The sequence below is a fragment of the Bradyrhizobium sp. USDA 4452 genome, from assembly GCF_054063575.1.
In genome coordinates this window covers 1,001,905-1,022,857 of sequence record NZ_JBSSGK010000001.1, presented here as the reverse complement: position 1 = coordinate 1,022,857, position 20,953 = coordinate 1,001,905, and the positions used below count along the sequence as shown (strand labels likewise).

Below are 20,953 nucleotides of genomic sequence, written 5' to 3'. Positions count from 1 at the left end.
CGCCGTTCCCCCGTTCCGACCGCCGGCCATCTTCCGCTTATGGCGCGTACTTCCAGGCGCCGCCGGTCAGGCGGACCACCACCAGCGAGCGCTCATCGACGCCGGTGACCGCACCGGGCTTGAAGTTGTAGACGGCGTGCACGCCGGGCAGTTCCTTGGTGCTGAGGATGGCGTCGCGCAGCGCGGTGCGGAATCCCGGCGTGCCGGGCTTGGCGGTCTTCAGCGCGCGCTCGGCGGCGTTGGCAAAGATCAGCCAGGCATCGAAGGAGTAGGCGGAGAACCCGTCGGTGGTCGGAATGTTATGGGTCTTCTGGTAGACCGCGCGGAAGTCGAGCGCGATTTTCTTGGCGAAGTGCTCGTCCGGAAGCTGCTCGGCCACGATCACCGGGCCCGCGGAGACCTGGATGCCCTCGGCGGCCTTGCCACCGACAGTGACAAAGTCCGGATTGACCAGCGCCACGGTGCCGTAGGTATTGCCCTTGAAGCCGCGCTCGGAGAGCGTGATGAGCGGCAGCGCGCCTTGCGTGCCGGAGCCGCCGATCAGCACTGCGTCGGGACGTGCAGCCATGACCTTGAGGATCTGCGCGGTCACCGAGGTGTCGGTGCGGGCATAGCGTTCGTTGGTCTGGATCTTGATGTCGTCGGCGGGCTCGGCGGCCTTGGCTCCGTTGTAGACGAGGTCGCCCCACGCATCGGAGAAGCCGATATAGCCGATGTTCTTCATGCCGTCGCGCTTCATCCGGTCGGCGACGATCTTGACCAGCAGCGACGCCGGCTGCGGCACGGCGACGATCCATTGCTCCGGCGAGTCCGGTAGCTTGCCGACCGGCGAGATCGAGATCATCGGCACCTTCAATTCGCTGGCGACGGCGGCCATGGCGATGGTCGAGGGGGTCGTCGCGGTGCCGATCAGCAAATCGACCTTCTCTTCTTCCACGAGCTTGCGGGCGTTGCGCGTTGCGGCCGACGGATCGGAGCCGTCGTCGAGCTGGATCAGGCGTATGGTCTCGCCGTTGATGGTCTTCTCGTATTCGTAGGCGGCATTGATGCCGCGCCCGTAGGGGATGCCGATCGATGCGCCGTTGCCGCTCAGCGAGGTGACGAAGCCGATCGTGATGTCGGCTTGCGCAGCCGATGCTGCGAAGACGCCGGCGACAAGTGCGAGTAGGCCCAGGGTCTTCTGCCGCATTTGCGTTGTCCTCCAATGATGCTGGATACGAATGTCTGGAAGCCAGGCAGGGAGCCCGGGCTGCGAACGAACCGACTGAAGGTATTGCTGCAGCGCCAGACGCCGGGCGCGGCGAGGGGAAGTTCGCTTGGCCGGGGCGTCACCGGCCATGGCGAGGCGTGCCGCTCGAACAGCGGGAGGGGCGGTCGCAACCGGCGTGCATCTGTCGAAACGAAAGGAGGCGAATGCCGCAGCCGCGACGCGCGACCGGCGATGCTGCTGCCGGCCATTGCGGTCCGACGGTTGTCCACGCGATTGAGTTTCTCAAAATCGGTGCCCTGCAACATCATCGTTTTGGCCACCGGCGGTGGCCGATGGTCGATTATTTAAAGCCTAAAGTATCCTCCGTAGCGTCGTCAACACGTGTCACGGGACTGTCAGAAAAAAATGTTGCTGCATACAATTTTGTCAGCGCGCGCCATTTCCTTCACTTCTTCCTCTCGGAAAATCGGCCTTCTCGTCGCGATGGAGAGGTGCTCTTGGCGGGCCTTGTCGTGCGCATTTGACGGGTCAATTAGTTTATGATTGAAATATCTCCGTCGGCGGGCCGACGGCCGATGCTCCCATCACCGTTTGAGGAGAAGGGCGATGCGCATCTACTGGCAGAGTTTCGTTGATGCGAGCGTGAACGCGCCCTACATGGCGCGGCTGTCGGAGTACCTCAACACGATCGCCGCGCCCGGCACGACGGTTCAGGTCGAGGGCATTTCGCCGCCGGATCGGGAGTTCGGCCGGCTCGCCGAATTGCGCTGCGCGGTTCAGGCGATCGACAACGGCATCGCTGCCGAAGAAAACGGGTTCGACGCCTTCGTGATGGGCCATTTCCAGGATCCCAGTCTTTATGAACTCCGCGCGACGCTCGACATTCCCGTAATCGGGACCGGCGAGGCGACGCTGCTCGCGGCCTCGCAACTCGGCCGGCGCCTCGGCCTCGTGACGCTCGATCCGGCGTTCGAGGTCTGGCACTACGAGCAGGCTGAACGTTACGGCCTCCGTGATCGCATCGTCCACGTGACCGGCCTCGGCTGCAAGCCGGAGGATTTCGCAAGCGCATTCGCCGGTGATCAGGCGGCGCACGCGCGGATGATCGAGGATTTCCTGGCCTGCGCCCTGCCGCTGGTCGAGCGCGGCGCCGACGTGGTGATCCCCGCCGGTGTGCTGCCGGGCCTTTTGATCGGGCGCGAGCACGGCCTGAAGGTTGGACACGCGCCCGTCGTGAACTGCGCTGCAGTGGCGTTGAAGAGCGCCGAGATGTGGGTGCAACTCCGGCGGCTCAACGGCACCGAGCCAAGCCGCGGACCGAGCTTCAAGCGTGCCAGCGGCATGGCGCGCGACGATTTCCGGGCGATGCTCGCGCGCAACAAACGTTAGCGCCCGAACAGCCGACCAGCTCTGGAGAGCCAGACGTGACGAGACCCGAGAACGTGACCCTGTTTGAATACGACTCGTGGCAGTATCGATATGAAGCTGACGGTGATCTGGGGCGAGCAGGCAAGGCAGGCGGCTGGTGAAGAATTCGCTGCGTACACCGTATGACGGCATCGTGATGGCGGCTCCCGTCACGATCCCCTATGCGCGCTATTCCATCGAGAGCGCGCAATGGTGGATCGGCCGCGCGCTGAGCGCGCTGGTCGCGCGGGCCGGCATCAAGGCCTCCGACATCGACGGCCTGTGCGTCTCGAGCTTCACCATGGGGACCGACAGCGGGATCGGCCTGACGCAGCATTTCGGGCTGTGCGTCAGATGGCTGGATACCGTCCCGCTCGGCGGCGCCAGCGCCATCGCGGCATTGCGGAAGGCGGCGCGCGCCGTGCAGGCACACGATGCCGACATCGTGGCATGCGTTGCCGGCGATACCAACCACGTCGATTCCTTCCGCCTGACGCTCGAGAACTTCTCGCGCTTCAATCAGGACGCGGTCTACCCTTACGGAGCGGGTGGCGCCAATGCGAGCTTCGCGCTGATCGCGCGCAACTATATGCGGACTTATGGCGTCACGCGCGAGGACGTCGGCAGGATCGCGGTCGCCCAGCGTGCCAACGCGCTGCGCAACCCGCATGCGCTGATGAAGACGCCGCTGACGCTCGAGCAATATCTGGCGGCTCGTCCCATTTCCGACCCCATCCATCTGTTCGATTGCGTCATGCCATGCGCCGGTGCCGAGGCTTTCCTTGTGATGCGGGACGAGACCGCGGCATCGCTTGGCTTGCCGGCGGCGCGATTGCTGTCGACGATCGAGCGGCACAACGCCTTCGCCGATGATCCAATGCAGGTGCGTGGCGGCTGGGCGATGGATGTCGACGAACTCTATGCGATGGCCGGCGTGACGCCCGATGATCTCGATATCGTCCAGACCTATGATGACTATCCCGTCATCACGATGATGCAGTTCGAGGATCTCGGCTTCTGCAACAAGGGCGAGGGCGCGGCCTTCGTGCGTCAGCACGATCTGACGGTTGACGGCGACTTCCCGCACAACACTTCGGGCGGCCAGCTCTCGGCCGGGCAGGCCGGCGCCGCCGGCGCCTATCTCGGGCTGGTCGAAGGATTGAGGCAGGTTCTCGGAGAAGCCGGTCCCACCCAGGTGAAGGATGCAAAGCTCGGTCTGGCTTCGGGCTTCGGCATGATCAACTACGACCGCGGCCTCGCCTCGGGCGCCGTGATCTTTGCGGGGCCCGCGCGATGATCGATCCGATTGAACCGCCCCGGCGCAAGAACCCGCTGCTGCGGACGCGTCTTCCGGCGTCACCGCCGCGCGCGCGCAGCAGGACATCGCACGGATTCACGCGCGCTGCCGCCGAAGGTCGCTTCATGCTGCAGCGCTGCGAGGCGTGCGGCGCCTTCGCCTATCCGGCGCGCGAGGCGTGCCCGGCCTGTCTCTCAGGCAGTCTCGCCTTCGTCGATGCACCGCGCCGCGGCGCGCTATTGGCCGAAACCACGGCGCGCGTGCCGAGCGACGTCTATTTCCGCGAGCGGGCGCCCTGGCGCATCGGCCTCGTCAAGTTGGACTGCGGCCCGACGATGGTGGCGCACCTGCATGCCGACTGCGTCGAGGGCGCGCCGGTCGTCATGTCGTTTCAGCTCGACAAGAGCGGTCAGGCGGTGGCCTTTGCCCGCCCCGAGGGGGAGACTCCCAACATGGCAGACGACAGGCAGTGGCGGGAAATGACGGCCGATCCGAAATTCCGGCGGGTGCTCGTGACCAACGGCCGCAGTCTGATCGGCCAGGAGGCCGTGGCGGCGCTGAAGGCCGCCGGCGCGAAGACGGTGTTCGTCGGCGTCGCTGAACCGTGGCGGCCATTTGCCGGCGAGCAGCGGCTGCGCGGACAGCAAGGGGTCGAGGTCGTGACGCTCGATGCGTCCGACGAAAAGTCGGTGACCGATCTTGCGGCCGACATCGGCGGCAAGGTCGATATCCTCGTCAACACGACGGAATATGTGCGGGCCGGCGGCGTGCTCGACCGTAGGGGCACGAGTGTCGCGCGGGATGAGATCGACCAGACCTACCTCGGCTTCATCAACCTCGCGCAGGCCTTCGGTCCCGCGATGCGGATGCGGGGTGCGGATGGCGTCAACAGCAGCGCCGCCTGGGTCAATATCCTGTCGGTTCATGCGCTGGCGAACTGGCCCGCATTCGGCGCCTATTCGGCATCGCAGGCCGCCTGCCTGTCGCTGTCGCATTGTCTGCGCGCGGAACTGCGGCCCGGTGGCGTCAAGGTGCTGAACCTGTTCACGGGGCCGGTCGACAACGAGTGGTTCCAGACCGTGCCGCCGCCAAAGGTCGCGCCGCGCGCCGTTGCGCAGGCGATCGTCTCCGGGCTCCGCGGCGGTCTTGAGGAGATGTATGTCGGAGACGTCGCCGAAGAAATCAGGCAGCGTCTTGCCGCCAATTCGAAAGCGCTCGAGCGCGAGCTCGACAAATAGGATCAGGATTTCAACCAAGCGGGAGGACGTGACGATGCCAAGCAACAATCTCCTGGAGCTCGCAAGTGCGGTCTCGTCGGGCGCGGTGCGCGTCGTCGATCTGACCTTCACGCTCAGCCCGGATTTCCCGGTCATCGTGCTGCCGCCGGAGTTCGGCCAGGCTGCTCCCGTGCGGATTCAGGAGATTTCGCGCTACGACGGTCGGGGTCCAGCCTGGTACTGGAATAACGTGTCCTTCGGCGAGCACACCGGCACGCATTTCGACGCGCCGATTCACTGGTTCACCGGCAAGGACCTGCCGAACAATTCCGTCGACACGATGCCTGCCAAGGACATGATCGCGCCGGCGTGCGTGATCGACTGCTCGGCCGGCGCAGCGCAGGACCCGGATTTCCTGCTGACCGTTCCGCTCGTCGAAGCTTGGGAGGCGAAGAACGGACGGATTCCGGAGCGGAACTGGGTTCTGCTGCGCACGGACTGGTCGAAGAAGGGCTGGCGCGACTACGCCAACCTCAGGGATGACGGCGCGCACACGCCTGGCCCGAACGCGGTCGTCATGAAATGGCTGGTGGAGGAACGAGGCATCATCGGCTTCGGCACCGAGACGATCGGCACCGACGCGGGGCAAGCCGGTCATTTCGAGCCGCCTTATCCGGCGCATCTTTTCCTGCATGGTGCCGGCCGCTATGGCCTGCAATGTCTCTGCAATCTCGATCAGCTTCCCGCTACCGGTGCGGTCATCGTGGCTTCGCCCTTGAAGATCCAGAACGGTTCCGGCAGCCCGCTGCGCGTGATCGCGCTGGTTTCGGCGAACTGAAGCGAGCCATGGCGCTTGCCCGACAGAAGAAACGCAAATCAAGAAGGACAGGTGCCATGATCTCGCTGAAGACCCTGCTGGCTTCCGCCGCGCTGCTCGTCGCCGCACCGCAGGTCGGGCAGGCGGAAATCCTCGTCGGGTTTGTCACCGGCCTCAGCGGGCCGGTGTCGTCGATCGGGCTTCCGAACGCAAAGGGACTGGCGGCGGGCGAGGCCTATATCGGTGAAGTCGGCGGTGAGAAGCTGCGCGTCATCCAACTCGACGACGCTTCCGATCCGACGGCATCGGCGCGCAATGCGCGCAAGCTCGTCGAGCAGGAGAAGGTGGACATTCTGATCGGCACGTCCGGCGCGCCGCAGACATTGGCGATGGCGACGGCCGCGATCGAAATGAAGACTCCGATGATCGCGGTGTCGCCGATCGCGGCGGTGCCGCCCGGCGATGGCGGGCCCTGGGTCGTGCAGACGCCGCAACCGACGCCACTGCTCGTTCAGGGCATCGTCGATCACATGAAGGCGCGAGGGTTGAAGACCGTGGCGTTCATCGGCTTCTCGGACGCGTTCGGTGATCTCATGTACGACTCGCTGTCGCAAAGCGCCAAGGCGGCCGACATCAAGGTCATCGCCAACGAGCGATACGCCAGGTCGGATTCATCGGTGACCGCCCAGGTGCTGCGCGCATTGGCGGCGCGCCCCGATGCCATCATGCTCGGCGGCACGGGAACGCCGGGCGCATTGCCGGTGATCGCCCTGTCCGAGCGTGGCTACAAGGGGCCGCTCTACGGCAACCACGGGCTGATCAGCGCCGATTTCCTGCGGCTCGCCGGCAAGGCCGCCAACGGAATCATCTGCCCGACCGGGCCGGTGACCGCGGCCGAGCAGCTTCCGGCCAGCAACCCGATCCAGAAGGTTGCGTTGGATTTCCGCGCCGCCTTCGAGAAGGCCAATGGCGAGGCGCCGACCGACTCGTTTTCATCCTATTCCTTCGATGGTTGGCTGGTGCTCGCCGATGCGGCCAAGCGCGCGATGGCGACCGGCGCGAAGCCGGGCACGCCGGAATTCCGCACCGCGTTGCGTGAGGCGCTGTTCACGACCAAGGAGTTGGCCGGCACGCAGGGCGTCTATACCTACACGCCGGCGGACCGGCACGGCGTCGATGCGCGCGCGCGGATCCTGGTTCAGATCGAGGACGGGAAGTACAAGCTGCTGCCCTAATTGAGCGGCGAAATGGCGCTGGAGTGCGACGTGCGCGCAGACAGCGGCAAGACGACGGAGCAGGGTGTGCGATGTTGCCGTCAGCTCACGGCTTCTGCATCGCGTCCCTGACGGCGCCCTTGAGCTCGTCGAGCTCGCCGGTCAATCCATCGAGCCGGTCGGCCGGGAATCCCGCCAGCAGCTCGACCAGCCATGAGCCGTGGCTCTTGGCCATGCGCCTGAAGGTTTTGCGGCCCTCCACGGTCATGCAAACGATCTGCACGCGCCGATCCAATGTGGAGGGCGTGCGGGTGATGTAGCCGTCCTCGACCAGGCGATCGACGATGGGTGTGAGATTTCCGGCAGAGACCATCAGGCGCTTCGGCAGTTCTCCGAGCACCAATCCGCTTGGCTCGCGGTCAAGCTGGGCCAAAACATCGAAGCGCGGCATCGTGAAATCGAATTCCTCGCGGAACCGGCGCCGCAGCTCGCCCTCGATCAGGGTCGTGCAGGCAAGCAGCCGAAGCCAAAGCCGTGTCTGAGCCCGGTACTCGGCCTCCTGATCGACCCCGTTCTTGGGCGAAACAGGCGGGGACTCCTTCGCGACTGCCAAATCAGATCTCCTGCGGCATCTGGCCTCGCTGAAGGCGGCGACCTCGATGTTGCCATCAAGATAGTTCGTGCCAAAAGTAAATACAAGGCTCGTTCAAGGCAGATCGAACTCGCTCGCCGATGTACGGAATTTTTCGAACGCAGCGCGCGGAAAAGCGCTCTCCGCGGCTTTCCAACGGGCGCCTCGGCGATCCCTCAACCGATAGCAATACTTTATACTTAAAATAAATGCGACGGTGCGGACTTGCAAGGGGACCAGCGTACGCTCGCGTCGGCTGCGCTTGAGTCCAAGAGGGGCTTGGTCCGGTGGGCCAATAGCTGGCTTTATGCTACGCCCATCCTACATGCTTCGGAAGCCGCTCTGCACCCGCGCATCGTCGCGCGCTGCAAGTGGACTTTTCTGTCGGACAGCTCCCCCGTGGTTTGGAGTGGCTGGGGGTTTGAGACCTCTTATGCCGTGCTCAGCCGCTGGGCTCGCTGACTAGGACCGAGCTGCGAGAATTTGCTGCACGGTGGTCTGGACTTTCGCGGGGGCTGACTCGTAGCAAATTCGTAGCAACGTCTGTATGAAAATCAGACCGGCCAAGAACGGGTTGACGAAGGTCAAGGATCAAGATCCCAGGGTCGGTGTCGCCTATCATCTGCTCGATCAAAACGAGATCTAAGTGACTGATAATAAATGGAAATTTTCCGTAGCGCCGATGATGGATTGGACTGATCGGCAGTGCCGGGTCTTCCATCGCCTGATGTCGCAGCGGGCGCGGCTTTATACGGAGATGCTGACCACGGGCGCGGTGATCCACGGCGACCGGGCGCGGCTGCTCGGCTTCGATACCAGCGAGCATCCGGTGGCGCTGCAGCTCGGCGGTTCCGATCCGCACGATCTCGCGACCGCCGCGCGGATCGGCGAGGATTTCGGCTATGACGAGATCAATCTCAATGTCGGCTGTCCGTCCGATCGGGTGAAGGACGGCCGGTTCGGCGCTTGCCTGATGGCGGAGCCCGCGTTGGTCGCCGAGGGCGTTGCGGCGATGAAGCGCGCGGTGACGATTCCCGTGACGGTGAAGTGCCGGATCGGCATCGACGACCAGGATCCGGAAACAGCGCTCGATACCCTGGCGCGCGGCGTGATCGCCGCCGGCGCGGATGCGCTCGTCGTGCATGCGCGCAAGGCCTGGCTCAACGGATTGTCGCCGAAGGAGAACCGCGACATCCCGCCGCTCGACTACGATCGCGTCTATCGCCTCAAGGCGGCGCTGCCGGATGTGCCCATCATCATCAACGGCGGCATCACGAGTATCGCTGAAGCGAAGCAGCATCTGGCGCATGTCGATGGCGTGATGCTGGGGCGGGCGGCCTATCAGGAGCCGTGGCGGCTGCTGTCGGTCGATTCCGAGCTGTTCGGTGAAACGCCGCCGCACGCCACCATCAAGGACGTGTTCGCGGCGATGCTGCCCTATATCGAGCGGCAACTGGCCGAGGGCACGCGGCTGCATTCGATCACGCGCCATTTCGTCGGCGCCTTCCACGGCGTCCCCGGCGCGCGTGCGTTCCGCAGGCACCTCGCGGAGAACGGCGTTCGGCCGGGCGCCGGGATCGACGTGCTGCGCGATGCGATCGCACGCGTTGACGATCGTGCGCTTGTGTCGGTCGCGGCCTGACGGCGCAGACTACTGCTTGCGCTGACGCCGCATGACGTCTTGCGCGATCTTCAGGAAGTTGAAGAGATGCGGCATCCGGTTGTCGCGCCGGTAGTTCAGCGACAGCGCGGTGCCGGGATTGTGTCCCTCATAGGCGCGATAGGCGACGCCGGGGCGTTCCGCCTGCGAGACCGATTTTGGCACCAGCGCGATGCCGACGCCCACCGACACCAGGCTGATCGCGGTCTGGTAGTCCTGCGCCAGCACCTGCGACTTCGGAATGAAGCCCTCTTCAAGGCAGATATTGAGGATGTGGTCGGCGAAGCTCGGACGCGGCTTGCGCGGATACAGAACGAACGTCTCGGCCTTGAGCGCTGCCAGCCGCGTGACCTGCTGTTCGAGCAGCGGCGAGGTGTCTGATAGCGCGAGGATCAACGGCTCCTGCAGCAGCGGCTCCGACTTCAACTCCTCGTCGTCGAGCGAAGGGCGGGCGACCGCGATATCGATCTCGCGCTGGATCACCGCGCGCTTCTGCTCGGCGTTATTCATCGCCGACAGCGCCAGCTCCACATCCGGATAGGCCGAGCGAAATGCCTTGATCACGTTGGGCAGCACGCCATAGGTCGCCGATCCGACGAAGGCGACGCGCAGGTGCCCCGAAAAGCCCTCCCCGATCCGCTTGATCTCGCGGTGCGTGCGGTCAAGCCGCTCCAGCACGTCGCGCGCTCGCTCCAGCAGGACGCTGCCGGCCTGGGTCAGCCGGATCTGGCTCCGGCTGCGGTCGATGAGCACGACGCCGAGATCGCTCTCCAGCTGCGCAATCTGCCGACTGAGCGGCGGCTGGGCGATCGCAAGCCGCGACGCGGCACGGCCGAAATGCAATTCCTCGGCGACGGCGACGAAGTAGACCAGCCGCCTCAGATCCATCACGTCGTCGCGATCGGTCACGGTCAGCCGGACATTTGTCCGCGCGCTTCCGCGGAAGCTGCGGGAAAGGCCTGCCGGGTTTGATATCGCGTGATCATCGGCGCACGATCGAGACGGTGGTTCCGACGCGAAGACTGGGCGGGCATCCCTTGATTGTCAATTCTCCGCCTGGCCGACGCCATCTCGCTAATCCTTGCGGGCGAAGGCGCGGATCTTGTCCTCGTCGACCTCGATGCCGAGGCCGGGGCCATCAGGCACGCAGATCTCGAACGCGTCGAACCTGATCGGGTTGACGACGAGATCCTCCACCAGGATCCGCGGGCCGAAATGCTCGCTGCCCCATTCGAGTTTGGGCAGGGTAGCGAATGCGGCGAGATGCGCGGCGGCGCCGATGCTACTCTCCAGCAGGCAGCCGCCGTAGAGCTCGAGGCCGTGCGCGCTGGCCACCGCGGCGGCGCGCTTCATCTCGAACAGGCCGCCGCTCTTCACGAGCTTCAGCGAATAGACGCTGCCGCAACCCATCGTGGCGACGCGGGCGATGTTCTCCTTGGTGAAGGCCGCTTCGTCGACAAGCAACGGGATGGAGGTGCGCGCCGCGACACGCGCCATGGCTTCCAGCTGCAGCGCCGACACCGGCTGCTCGACCAGCGCGACGTCCAGCTCCTCCAGCGCGGGCAGGAAGCGGATGCATTCGGCTTCAGTCCAACCCTGGTTGACATCGACGATCAGGCGCACCTCGTCGCCGAGGCCGGCGCGCAGCGTCTGCAACCGCTTCAGATCGGCCTGCGGGCGATTGAAGCCGAACTTGATCTTGAACTGGCGATGTTCGCGGCGCAGCAGTTTCTCTTTCGCTTCCTCCAGCTCCTGGCCGCTGTCGCCCGAGGCCAGCGCCCAGATCACCTCCATGCGCTGGCGAACCGCGCCGCCGAGCAGAGCGCTGGCGGGGAGGCCGAGCGTCTTGCCGGCGGCGTCGAGCAGGGCGGATTCGATCGCGCCCTTGGCCGCGAAATTGCGGGTGGCGGCCTTGCTCATGCGCAAGCCATTGGCCTCGAAGGCGAGGGCAGGTTGCCCGAGCAGCGCCGGCGCCAGATAATTCGTGACCGCAGCCTTGATCGATTCCACGCTCTCCTCGGCCCAGCGCGGCCCGCCGAGCGTCGAGGCTTCGCCGATACCCGTCACGCCGTTGTCGAGCAGCACACGCACCAGCACGTAGCCCTGATGCGTGACTTCCGTGTTCGAGAGCTTGTGCCGTCGGCGGGTCGGCGCTTCCACGATGGTGGCGCGGATACTGCGGATCGCAGTGTCTTGCACGACACTCCGCACTTGCTCCACGGGCTTGGCGATTTCGATCACGGCACGACTCATAGGTCCTCGCAGGTCAGTTGAGAATGAACCCTGCCAGGCTTTCCGGGCCCGGCAGGGCGTTGTGCGTATCACTCGGCCGCGACGAGGCGCTCGACCGCTGCCTTCTTGAGCTTGAAGTCGAAATCGAGAACGAGATCGGTGTCGGCGCCGGCGGGGGCCCTTGGCGAACTTTCCGATCAGGCTCTGCTTCACGGCGAACACCGAGTCGTTGTCGAGATACTTGGTCTCGGAATCGTAGATCTGCGAGATCAGCGACTGATAGCCGTCCTTGGAGAGCATGAAGTGGATGTGGCCGGGACGCCAGGGATGGTGCCCCATGTACTTCAGGAGTTCGCCACCCGCACCGTCATAGGGGATCGGGTAGGGCTCGGGACGCAGCGCCACGAAGGCGTATTCGCCGTTGGCATCGGTGGTGAACCGTCCGCGCAGATTATAGGCCGGCTGCTCCGGGTCTTGCAGGTCGTAGAGCCCGTTCGGCGCGTCTTCCCAGACGTCGATGGTGACGCCTTCGATCGGCCGGCCCGCGGTGTCGCTGATGCGCCCTGAGACCTTGACGGTCTGCGCGTTGTCGAACGTCTTCTTGATGATGGAGGCGCCCTTCGGGAGCACCGGCGGGTTCTCCCGGTAGAATGGTCCGAGCACGGTGGACTCGCTTTCACCGTCGGTAACCTTGTGGTCCAGCATGTCGACCAGCACCTCGACGCCGAGGATGTCGGCGATCAGGATGAACTCGTTGCGCTTCTCGTCCGAGATGTCGCCGGCGCGGCGCAGGAATTCGCACGCGGCGAACCACTCGGCGAAGGTCAGGTCGACCTCCTTGCAGAAGGCGTGCATGTGGCGGATCAGGCTCGTCATGATCTGGCGGTTGCGATCCGGAATGTCGTTCGCGAGCGCGGCGATCACGTGGTCGGTGATGGTGTCCTTGTTGACGTTCAGCATGGTCGTTTCCTCCTTTTCTTGCAGTTTGGATCAAACTTGCATCCCCGTTTTCGGGAATATCGGCTGGTGGTTTCACCAGACAAATTCGTAAGCGGCATTCTCCAGCATCGCGGGCGCCGGGTGCGGATCGGCAAGGCCGCCGAAACGGCCGCGGCAGAACAGCAGCGGCTTCTTGCCGGGCTGCAGCGCCATCTCGCGGACACGGCCGAGGAAGATGGTGTGGTCGCCGGCGACGATTTCGTCTGCAAGATCGGTCACGAAGTAAGCCGCAGCGTTGGCGATGACGGGCAGCTCGTTGCGGCGCTCGAAGACGTCGCAGAGATCGAGCTTCGGCTTGCCCGCAAAATGCCAGGCCAGATCCTCCATGCCCTCGGCGAGCACGCTGACCGCAAACCTGCCGGTGTTCTGGATGTTGCAGAGCATCTTCGCGCTTTTCGCGATCGAGATCGCGACCAGCGGCGGATCGAGCGAGACCGACATGAAGGCATTGGCCGTCATGCCGTGGTCGCGCCCCTCGCAATGCGTGGTGATGATGGTGACGCCGGTGCCGAATTGGCCACAGGCATTGCGCAGCTCGCGCGGATCGATCGTGGTCATGGGCCGATCACCTCGAGTTGGGGCAGGCCGGATCTATCGGCAGGCGATGCGGCCACGATATCTCTCCAATCTTCCAGCGCTGCCGCGGCGGCGCTAAGGCCGGACCGCCGAAGCAAGCGGATCCGGCTGCTGGAGACAACCTCTCCATTGCGGCAGCGCACCGGCGGCAGGATGCGCGTGTCGAAGTGCTGCCGCAGCAACTGCGCGGTGCCGCCCTTGCAGGACCCGAAGCGGAAATCCTCGCCGACGATCACTTCGTGCGGTCGCAAGCGCCGCAACTCGGCGAGGAACTCGGCCGCGCTGCGCCGAACGTAGATCTGGTTGAAATCGGCGACCACGATGTGATGCGGTGCGAATGTTGCGATGCGATCGAGCTTTTCGCGCAGCGAGATTAGCGCCTCGGCCTTTCCGAAATACACCTTTGGCGGCGGATCGAAGGTGTAGACCACGGCCGGCACGCCGCGGCGGCGCGCTGCCGCAATGGTCTGCCGCAGCAATTCCTGGTGGCCGCGGTGGACGCCGTCGAACGCACCGATCGTCACAACGCTGGCCGTGAGGGCCAATTCCCCATCGCGATGGAAAGCGACAGTGGTGCTGTCAAAATCCTTGGCTAGGCCTTTGCCCATGGTTCGCTCCGGTTTCGCTCCCTTGCCGTGCAGCGTCGGCTGCGGCGTTGCATCGGCCTGACGATCATTGCCGTCCGGTCCGTGCCGCCTCAGTCATAGCCCGTGCCGGGGCGGTCCGCGCGGTATGGTGTGATACCTTTCGCCCGCGCAGGCTGAGCGCGTAGCTTTTCCTCCGATGTCACGCCGACCAAGAGCGTGACGGGATGGTCCGGGCCGGTGTGGCAACGCCCGCCGGCCCAACGACACAAGCGGAGGAGAAACCCATGTCTACAGCAGCTGCCCTGCGGGCCGACACGCCAGCATCAACCACCAGCGTCTACACCGGCGCGGAATTCCTGGACAGCATCCAGGATGGCCGCGAGATCTACATCTACGGCGAGCGCGTCAAGAACGTCACCCAGCATCCCGCCTTCCGCAACTCGGCACGGATGGTGGCGCGCTGGTACGACCGCTTTCACGAGAAGAAGGACCAGATCGGCGTCCTGACCGACACCGGCTCGGGACAGCTGACCCATCCGTTTTTCCTGGGCTCGCGCACGGCCGATGACCTGATCAAGGGCCGCGACGCGATCGCCGAACTGCAGAAGGTTGCGTACGGCTGGATGGGCCGCTCGCCGGACTACAAGGCGGCGTTCCTCGGAACCTTGGGCGCGAATTCGGGCTTCTATGGCGAATACGCCGGCAACGCGAAGAAATGGTATGCCCGGACCCAGGAGCGGCTCGACTTCTGGAATCACGCCATCGTCAATCCTCCGATCGATCGGGACCGCGCGATCGAGGACGTGCGCGACGTCTTCATGCATGTCGAGAAGGAGACCGACGCCGGCCTGATCGTCTCGGGCGCGAAGGTGGTTGCGACCGGCTCGGCGCTGACGCACTACAATTTCATCGCCCACTACGGCATCCCGATCAAGGACAAGTCGTTCGCGCTGATCTTCACGGCGCCGATGGACGCCAAGGGCGTCAAGCTGATCGCCCGCTCGTCCTATGAATTCACCGCGGCCGCGACCGGCTCGCCGTTCGACTATCCGCTGTCCAGCCGCTTCGATGAGAACGACTCGATCCTTGTTTTCGACAAGGTGCTGGTGCCCTGGGAGAACGTCTTCATCTATGGCGACGTCGACAAGATCAACCAGTTCTTCCCGGCGTCGGGCTTCATCCCGCGCTTCACGCTGCATGGCGTGACGCGGCTCGCCGTCAAGCTCGACTTCATCGCCGGCCTGTTCTCGATGGCGGTGGAGGCGACCGGATCGAAGGATTTTCGCGGCGTGCAGACGGCAGTGGGCGAGGTGATCGCCTGGCGCAATCTGTTCCACGGCATCTCGGATGCGATGGTGAAGTCGCCGATCCCCTGGCAGGGCACCGAGGGCTACAATCTGCCGAACCTGAACTACGGGTTGGCCTATCGCGTGTTCGCCCCGATGGCCTATCCGCGGATCAAGGAACTGATCGAGCGCCATGTCGCGAGCGGTCTGATCTACCTGCCGTCGAGCTCGGCCGACCTCGAGAGCGAGGCGATCCGGCCGTATCTCGACCGCTTCGTGCGCGGCTCCAACGGCTATGCCGCGATCGACCGGATCAAGCTGCTCAAGCTGCTCTGGGACGCGGTCGGCTCGGAGTTCGGCGGCCGGCACGAACTCTACGAGCGCAACTACGCGGGCAATTACGAGAACCTGCGCGTCGAAACGCTGATGGCCGCGGGCGCGACCGGCGACCTCGGCGCCATGCAGGATTTCGTGCGCAGCTGCATGAGCGACTACGACGTCTCCGGTTGGACGGCGAAGGACCTCGTCAACCCCGACGATATCAACTTGGTCAGCCGCGGCCTGGTGCAAGGCTGACCACACGTCTGGCGATCTGCTAGACAGAGCATTGGAGCCGCCGCGATCGTGCGGCGGCTCCATTCCGTTTTCGCGCTACCGCTTCATCGCTTGCAGAGAGAGTTGATCATCATGCTGTTTCACGTCGAAATGGACGTGCGGATCCCGCACGATCTCCCGGCCGAAAAGGTCGATGCGCTGAAGGCGGCCGAACGCGCCCGTGCCATGGAGCTGCAGCGCACGGGGGCCTGGCGCCATCTGTGGCGGGTGGCCGGACGCTACGCCAATGTCAGCATCTTCGACGTGTCTGGCGCGCAGGAATTGCACGATATCCTGTCGAGCCTGCCGCTGTTTCCGTTCATGGAGATAAAGGTCACGCCGCTATGCCGGCACCCGTCGTCGATCCACGACGACGATCGCTAGTCGACGACCGTGCGCGGGTGGCGGTGACGGGCCGAGGTGTTGATGCTGCCGGTGACGTCGGGATATCCGGTCAGGCTCAGCGTATCGGAACGAACCCCCCAGCTTTCGAGCCGGTCGAGGAAGCTCATGCCGAGCAGGTTGGTCTTCATCTGCCCGCGTTGCACCACCAGCGCAGGCACCGATTTCTCGACCAGCTTGCCGACCGCGAGGCGATCGAGCGTCAGCCGCGCTGCCTTGGTGTGACCGCCGGCGGTCTCCAGGTCGACATTGTATTCGAGCATGTCGGTCGGCAGCCCGATCGCCTTGGCGGTTTCCCAGGTCAGCACCACCGAGGTCGCGCCGGTGTCGATCACCATCGGCGCGCTGACGCCGTTGATCTTGGCCCGGAACGCGAACTCGCCGCCCTGGCTGCGCACAATCTGCACCGCGGGAGCGGGCGCCGCGGCCGGTGTGGCGATGCTGCGGCCGAATATCTGGGTCAGGTTCTGCCTGGCGAGCGCGATCTGATCGGGATCGCCATAGGCGACGACGGCGCCGGCCGTTGCCATCAAGAGCAGGATGACAAGGAGGATGCGGGTCACGGTGTGGCTCCGGTCGCGGCGGAGTTCACGCGCGCTTCGGACGCGGCTCCATGCGCTCGAGCCCGGCCTCGTTCATCCGCGCCGGCAGCGTCGCCATGACCGACAGCCGCTCCGCGCGGTCCATCTTGTGCCAGCGCGCGATCTCCGGGAGCGTGCGACCACAGCCGAAGCAGAGCTTCGTCCTGGGGTCGATCATGCAGACTGCGATACACGGCGTTTCTGAGCTCATTCTTCGACTGTTGAACCGTTTCACCCGCCAGTGCAAGCCGGTTGAATCGGTCAGCGCCATCACGCCCCGGCTTTTTGTCGCGAGCGTGGTCCCGGCGCGAACGCCCGGCGTCTATTGGCAACGAAAACCGCGTCACGCTTGTTCGCGACATGCTCTACAATCCGGTGCCGGCACTCATGATCGACCTGCGGCGCACCCGTTTCCGGTCGGCGCCCATCGCGGGCTCGGCGGGCTCCGGCTGCATCGGCGGCGCGTCTTCTGTCATCGGCGCCAGCGCGCTCATCACCCGCTCCGGTGGCAAGGTCACGATCACCTCGGTGCCGATGCGCAGCTTCGATTTCAGCGTGAAGGTGCCGCCGTGCATGTCGATCAGGCTTTTCGCGATCGGCAGTCCAAGGCCCGCACCCTGTTCCGCCGACTTGATCGAGTTGGAGCCCTGGCCGAACGAGGCCAGCACGACCGGGATCTCGTCCTCGGCGATGCCGCTTCCGGTGTCCTTGACGCTCAGATATTGCCCGCCCGACGCGGTCCAGCCGACCTTCAGCCAGATCTCGCCGCCCTGCGGGGTGAATTTGATCGAGTTGGAGAGCAGGTTGAGCACGACCTGGCGGATGGCGCGCTCGTCGCCCCAGATCCGGGGCATGCCGTGCTCGAACACCTCGTGGATGGTGATACCGCGGCTGGAGGCGCGCAGTTTCAGGAGATGGTGGCAGTCGGCGACGACATGCACCAGCGCCACGGCCTCTTCGTTCAGCTCGTAGCGGCCGGCCTCGATGCGCGACAGATCGAGGATCTCGTTGATGAGGTTGAGCAGGTGCACGCCGGAATTATGGATGTCGGCGGAATATTCCTTGTAGACCGGCACCGCGTGCGCGCCGAAGATCTCGCTCTTCATCACCTCGGAGAAGCCGAGGATGGCGTTGAGCGGCGTGCGCAGTTCGTGGCTCATCTGGGCCAGGAAGCGCGACTTGGCGACGTTGGCGGACTCGGCACGGTGTCGCGCCTCGTCGGAGATCGCCTTGGCCTGTTCCAGTTCGCCGATCAGCGCGTCCTTTTCGGCGCGGGCTTCCAGCGTCGCCAGCGTGGTCGAATGCAGCCGGTGCGCCAGCAGCGCGAAATAGCCCTCGGCGGCCAGCGCCAGAAGCGCCAGCACGTAATTGTCGAACGCGCCGTTGAGCACGAGGTCGAGCGCGATCCCGACCGTCACCGGAACGGTCGCCGCGAGGGCTGCGATCGGCAGGCTCGCCGCCAGCATGCTGGAGACCGCGATCACCAGCAGCATCAGGAACATCATCAGCGTGTTGGAAGAGAGATCACGCCCGGCAGGGTGGATCAGGATCGCGGTCCAGCACAGGCCGTACAGCAGGTCGAGCAACACGAAGCGGGTCCGCCACTTGCGGGTCACCGCGACCGAGGTGGGCTCGGCGAGGAAGCGGGCGCAACTGCGGATGATGGCGAGATGGACGACGAGGATGCCGACCGTCCAGGCGCCGGCCAAGATCGGCTTCATCCAGAGGCCAAACAGGACGCCGGTTGCCACCACGAGCAGCATCACGACGTAGGATGCCGAGATCCGGGTCTGGGCATATTGCCGGAGCAGTTCGGCGTCGAACGCCGGGCGGGTTCCACTGGTCGACGTTAACCGATCCCGCGCCTCGCGCACCCGCTGCGCGGCGACGCGCCGGCTGTTCACCGGCGCCGCCACCTGAGGTCCTGCCGGAAGCGCTACAACTTCAGGCTTTTCTGCGGGATTACTCATAAACAACACAAATCCTGCCAGCGAACCGCGCGGGCCTTTTGCATTGTCTATCTGTGACGCCAAATCATTAAGCGATGACTTAAAGAGCTAAGGAAAAGCGTAAACGGGGAGTTAAATTAACTTTTGGCCCGGGGGCTGCGCCGTCGCGCAAATGACCTCACCATCGCACCAGAAGCAGTCTCGCGGCAGCCTCAGGATCGCGAGCGGAACCGCACCGAGTGGCATGCCGCGCAGATATACGGTGCGCTCGAGATCGGGCTTTCCGACCGGCGCGCAGCCGATCGCGAGATGATGGCGGTAACGTCGGCAACCTAATTGCCTTAGGGAATTGCGGTGACGGTGGCCACCGCAATTCCGGTTTGGCCACGCGCGCGCGATCCTTCGCTACGGCGAGCCGGTGCAATTTCAATCGCGGGTGAGGAGTTTCGGGCGCAATGACCGCTGAAGAGCCATCAGATGCAAGGCGAGGAAGGCTCCAGCATTTCGGAATAATGGAAGTGTGCCCCTGAGTTGCCCGACGTGTCAAGTCGTCAAATCGAATGCCGGCGGCCGGTCGGCTACTGTGCATGGGGTTGTTTTCGATATTTTGGCAGCGCGCACCTCCAGAGGGCGAATTCTCCTTCGCGCTAGGACGCTGCATGGATGGTGACCCGCCGGCGCGGGTCACCATCGCCGTATTCGGGGCGCGCGTCAGCGCTGCAGCCGCGCCAGCAGGCTCGACGTATCCCAGCGCTTGCCGCCCATCTTCTCGACCTCGGCATAGAACTGGTCGACCAGCGCGGTGGCGGGCAGGGTGGCGCCGTTGCGGCGGGCTTCGGCGAGCGCGATCGAGAGGTCCTTGCGCATCCATTCGACCGCGAAGCCGAAATCGTACTTGCCCTCGTTCATGGTCTTGTAGCGGTTCTCCATCTGCCAAGACTGCGCGGCGCCCTTGGAGATGGTCTCGATCACGGCGGTGACGTCGAGGCCGCTCTTCTTGGCGAAGTGGATGCCTTCCGAGAGGCCCTGAACCAGGCCGGCGATGCAGATCTGGTTGACCATCTTAGTGAGCTGGCCGGCGCCCGCCGGTCCGAGCAATTTGCACATCCGCGCATAGGCGCCGGTGATAACAGGCTCGGCGCCCGCATAGGCGGCTTCGCTGCCGCCGCACATCACCGTCAGCACGCCGTTCTCGGCGCCGGCCTGGCCGCCGGACACCGGCGCGTCGACGAACTTGAAGCCGGCCTTGGTGGCGGCGGCATCGAGCTCGCGGGCGACCTCGGCGGAGGCGGTGGTGTGATCGACGAAGGTCGCGCCCTTCTTCATGCCGGCAAAGGCGCCGTCGGGGCCGATCGTGACCGCCCGCAAGTCGTTGTCGTTGCCGACGCAGCACATCACGAAATCCTGGCCTTCGGCCGCGGCCCTCGGCGTTGGCGCCGTCTTGCCGCCGAACTTGTCGGCCCATTCCTTCGCCTTCGCCGCGGTCCGGTTGTAAACGGTGACCTCATGGCCGCCCTTTTTCACGAGGTGTCCCGCCATCGGGAAGCCCATTACGCCGAGACCGAGGAAAGCGACTTTAGCCATGTCTGTTACCTTGTGATTTGCCGTGGTGATCGCCCCTTGGGACCGCCGGAAAACGTCGCGGCGGGCAGGGCATTTTCGTCCATGGAAGGGAGCCGCACCATACCCCCTGCGCAGCGGAGGGCAACGGCTTCGTTGGATGGCAGACCCCGGTTTTGTGCTAGGATCGGGCTACCTAAGAACTTCACAAAAAAGGGAGTGTCTCGCATGGGCATGAGCGTCGGTGTGCTCGATCATTTCAATATCCGGACCCGCAATCTCGCCGCCACGGTGCGGTTCTATGAGGACATTCTGGGCCTGGAAAAGGGCGCGCGACCGAACTTCGCGTTCCCCGGTGCGTGGATGTACAGCGAGGGCAAGGCGGTCGTGCATCTGGTCGATATTTCCGCGACCGACGAGGCACAAAAGCCGGACTCGGGCGTCGTCCATCACGTCGCCTTTGCCAGCCAGGGCTTTGACGGGATGCGGCAGCGGCTGCAGTCCAAGGGCATGGAATTCGACTCGCGCCAGGTTCCCGGCGGCGATCTCTGGCAGATCTTCGTCAACGACCCCAACGGGGTCATGATCGAGCTGAACTACGAGGCCGCCAAGGAAGGCGGCGCGGCAGCGCCGGCCGAGCGGCGGGACGACGTCGGAGCGAGGTAGCCTTTTGCGCTGCAACGCTCTATGTGAGGTCTCCTGGGCGCGATCCGGAAAGTGTGAAGCGGGTTTTC

At 64.7% G+C, this 20,953-nt stretch carries 20 protein-coding genes; 10 read left to right on the top strand and 10 right to left on the bottom strand.

The genetic code is table 11. The features are described from left to right. Nucleotides 1–37: 37 nt before the first annotated feature. Nucleotides 38–1,189, bottom strand: a complete 1,152-nt coding sequence (locus ACVISU_RS05180) for an ABC transporter substrate-binding protein (protein WP_456706210.1) — start codon at nt 1,187–1,189, stop codon at nt 38–40. A 224-nt stretch (nt 1,190–1,413) separates the two neighbouring features. On the opposite strand from ACVISU_RS05180, the gene ACVISU_RS05175 reads away from it, so the two are divergent. The 6 genes from ACVISU_RS05175 to ACVISU_RS05150 all read left to right on the top strand — a co-directional run bounded on the left by ACVISU_RS05175 (nt 1,414) and on the right by ACVISU_RS05150 (nt 7,183). Then, nucleotides 1,414–1,734 (top strand): hypothetical protein, encoded by a 321-nt coding sequence (locus ACVISU_RS05175; RefSeq protein ID WP_456706209.1) that lies wholly within the window; start codon nt 1,414–1,416, stop codon nt 1,732–1,734. Nucleotides 1,735–1,816: 82 nt separating this feature from the next. Further along, nucleotides 1,817–2,599 carry an aspartate/glutamate racemase family protein gene (locus ACVISU_RS05170; protein WP_050400252.1) on the top strand — a complete coding sequence of 261 codons (783 nt, stop codon included), beginning with the start codon at nt 1,817–1,819 and terminating at the stop codon, nt 2,597–2,599. A gap of 136 nt (nt 2,600–2,735) precedes the next feature. Continuing rightward, complete coding sequence (locus ACVISU_RS05165) at nt 2,736–3,914, top strand: thiolase family protein (RefSeq protein ID WP_083991922.1); 1,179 nt, start codon at nt 2,736–2,738, stop codon at nt 3,912–3,914. Continuing rightward, nucleotides 3,911–5,152: an SDR family NAD(P)-dependent oxidoreductase gene (locus tag ACVISU_RS05160; protein ID WP_456706208.1), complete on the top strand. Its 1,242-nt coding sequence runs from the start codon at nt 3,911–3,913 to the stop codon at nt 5,150–5,152. Before ACVISU_RS05165 ends, ACVISU_RS05160 begins: the two co-directional genes overlap by 4 nt. 34 nt (nt 5,153–5,186) lie before the next feature. Further along, entirely contained in the window at nt 5,187–5,969 is a 783-nt protein-coding gene (locus tag ACVISU_RS05155; protein ID WP_456706207.1) for a cyclase family protein, read from the top strand. A 56-nt stretch (nt 5,970–6,025) separates the two neighbouring features. Further along, a complete protein-coding gene (locus ACVISU_RS05150; RefSeq protein WP_456706206.1) occupies nt 6,026–7,183 on the top strand; it encodes an ABC transporter substrate-binding protein in 1,158 nt (385 codons plus the stop codon). 85 nt (nt 7,184–7,268) lie between these two features. Here the strand turns inward: ACVISU_RS05150 and ACVISU_RS05145 are convergent, their stop codons facing one another. Further along, nucleotides 7,269–7,775: a MarR family winged helix-turn-helix transcriptional regulator gene (locus ACVISU_RS05145; protein WP_050400255.1), complete on the bottom strand. Its 507-nt coding sequence runs from the start codon at nt 7,773–7,775 to the stop codon at nt 7,269–7,271. Nucleotides 7,776–8,439: 664 nt separating this feature from the next. On the opposite strand from ACVISU_RS05145, the gene dusA reads away from it, so the two are divergent. Next, on the top strand, nt 8,440–9,435 hold the full coding sequence (dusA, locus tag ACVISU_RS05140; protein ID WP_456706205.1) for a tRNA dihydrouridine(20/20a) synthase DusA: 996 nt from the start codon (nt 8,440–8,442) through the stop codon (nt 9,433–9,435). Between the two features lie 9 nt (nt 9,436–9,444). Here the strand turns inward: dusA and ACVISU_RS05135 are convergent, their stop codons facing one another. From ACVISU_RS05135 to ACVISU_RS05120, 4 genes are all read right to left on the bottom strand, one after another. Then, a complete protein-coding gene (locus ACVISU_RS05135) occupies nt 9,445–10,362 on the bottom strand; it encodes a LysR family transcriptional regulator (protein WP_456706204.1) in 918 nt (305 codons plus the stop codon). Between the two features lie 165 nt (nt 10,363–10,527). Further along, nucleotides 10,528–12,645: a muconate/chloromuconate family cycloisomerase gene (locus ACVISU_RS05130; protein WP_456706203.1), complete on the bottom strand. Its 2,118-nt coding sequence runs from the start codon at nt 12,643–12,645 to the stop codon at nt 10,528–10,530. A 72-nt stretch (nt 12,646–12,717) separates the two neighbouring features. Beyond that, nucleotides 12,718–13,242 (bottom strand): flavin reductase family protein, encoded by a 525-nt coding sequence (locus ACVISU_RS05125; RefSeq protein WP_456706202.1) that lies wholly within the window; start codon nt 13,240–13,242, stop codon nt 12,718–12,720. After that, nucleotides 13,239–13,868 (bottom strand): FAD synthetase, encoded by a 630-nt coding sequence (locus ACVISU_RS05120; protein ID WP_456706201.1) that lies wholly within the window; start codon nt 13,866–13,868, stop codon nt 13,239–13,241. Before ACVISU_RS05120 ends, ACVISU_RS05125 begins: the two co-directional genes overlap by 4 nt. 263 nt (nt 13,869–14,131) lie before the next feature. Here ACVISU_RS05120 and ACVISU_RS05115 point away from each other — a divergent pair, with 263 nt between their 5' ends. Both ACVISU_RS05115 and catC read left to right on the top strand, forming a co-directional pair. Then, the gene (locus tag ACVISU_RS05115; RefSeq protein ID WP_456706200.1) at nt 14,132–15,709 is read left to right on the top strand and encodes a 4-hydroxyphenylacetate 3-hydroxylase N-terminal domain-containing protein; all 1,578 of its coding nucleotides are present in this window, start codon (nt 14,132–14,134) and stop codon (nt 15,707–15,709) included. Between the two features lie 111 nt (nt 15,710–15,820). Next, entirely contained in the window at nt 15,821–16,111 is a 291-nt protein-coding gene (gene catC / locus ACVISU_RS05110; protein WP_456710758.1) for a muconolactone Delta-isomerase, read from the top strand. On the opposite strand, the gene ACVISU_RS05105 is transcribed toward catC, so the two are convergent. The 4 genes from ACVISU_RS05105 to ACVISU_RS05090 form a co-directional block, all read right to left on the bottom strand. Beyond that, a complete protein-coding gene (locus ACVISU_RS05105) occupies nt 16,108–16,692 on the bottom strand; it encodes a TIGR02281 family clan AA aspartic protease (protein WP_456706199.1) in 585 nt (194 codons plus the stop codon). The two genes, catC and ACVISU_RS05105, sit on opposite strands and share 4 nt — an antisense overlap. Nucleotides 16,693–16,717: 25 nt before the next feature. After that, nucleotides 16,718–16,921: a DUF1289 domain-containing protein gene (locus tag ACVISU_RS05100; RefSeq protein ID WP_050400264.1), complete on the bottom strand. Its 204-nt coding sequence runs from the start codon at nt 16,919–16,921 to the stop codon at nt 16,718–16,720. A 154-nt stretch (nt 16,922–17,075) separates the two neighbouring features. Continuing rightward, nucleotides 17,076–18,680 (bottom strand): sensor histidine kinase, encoded by a 1,605-nt coding sequence (locus ACVISU_RS05095; protein WP_456706198.1) that lies wholly within the window; start codon nt 18,678–18,680, stop codon nt 17,076–17,078. A 690-nt stretch (nt 18,681–19,370) separates the two neighbouring features. Further along, nucleotides 19,371–20,243 carry an NAD(P)-dependent oxidoreductase gene (locus ACVISU_RS05090; protein ID WP_456706197.1) on the bottom strand — a complete coding sequence of 291 codons (873 nt, stop codon included), beginning with the start codon at nt 20,241–20,243 and terminating at the stop codon, nt 19,371–19,373. Between the two features lie 204 nt (nt 20,244–20,447). On the opposite strand from ACVISU_RS05090, the gene ACVISU_RS05085 reads away from it, so the two are divergent. After that, a complete protein-coding gene (locus ACVISU_RS05085; protein WP_050400268.1) occupies nt 20,448–20,885 on the top strand; it encodes a VOC family protein in 438 nt (145 codons plus the stop codon). Nucleotides 20,886–20,953: the final 68 nt, after the last annotated feature.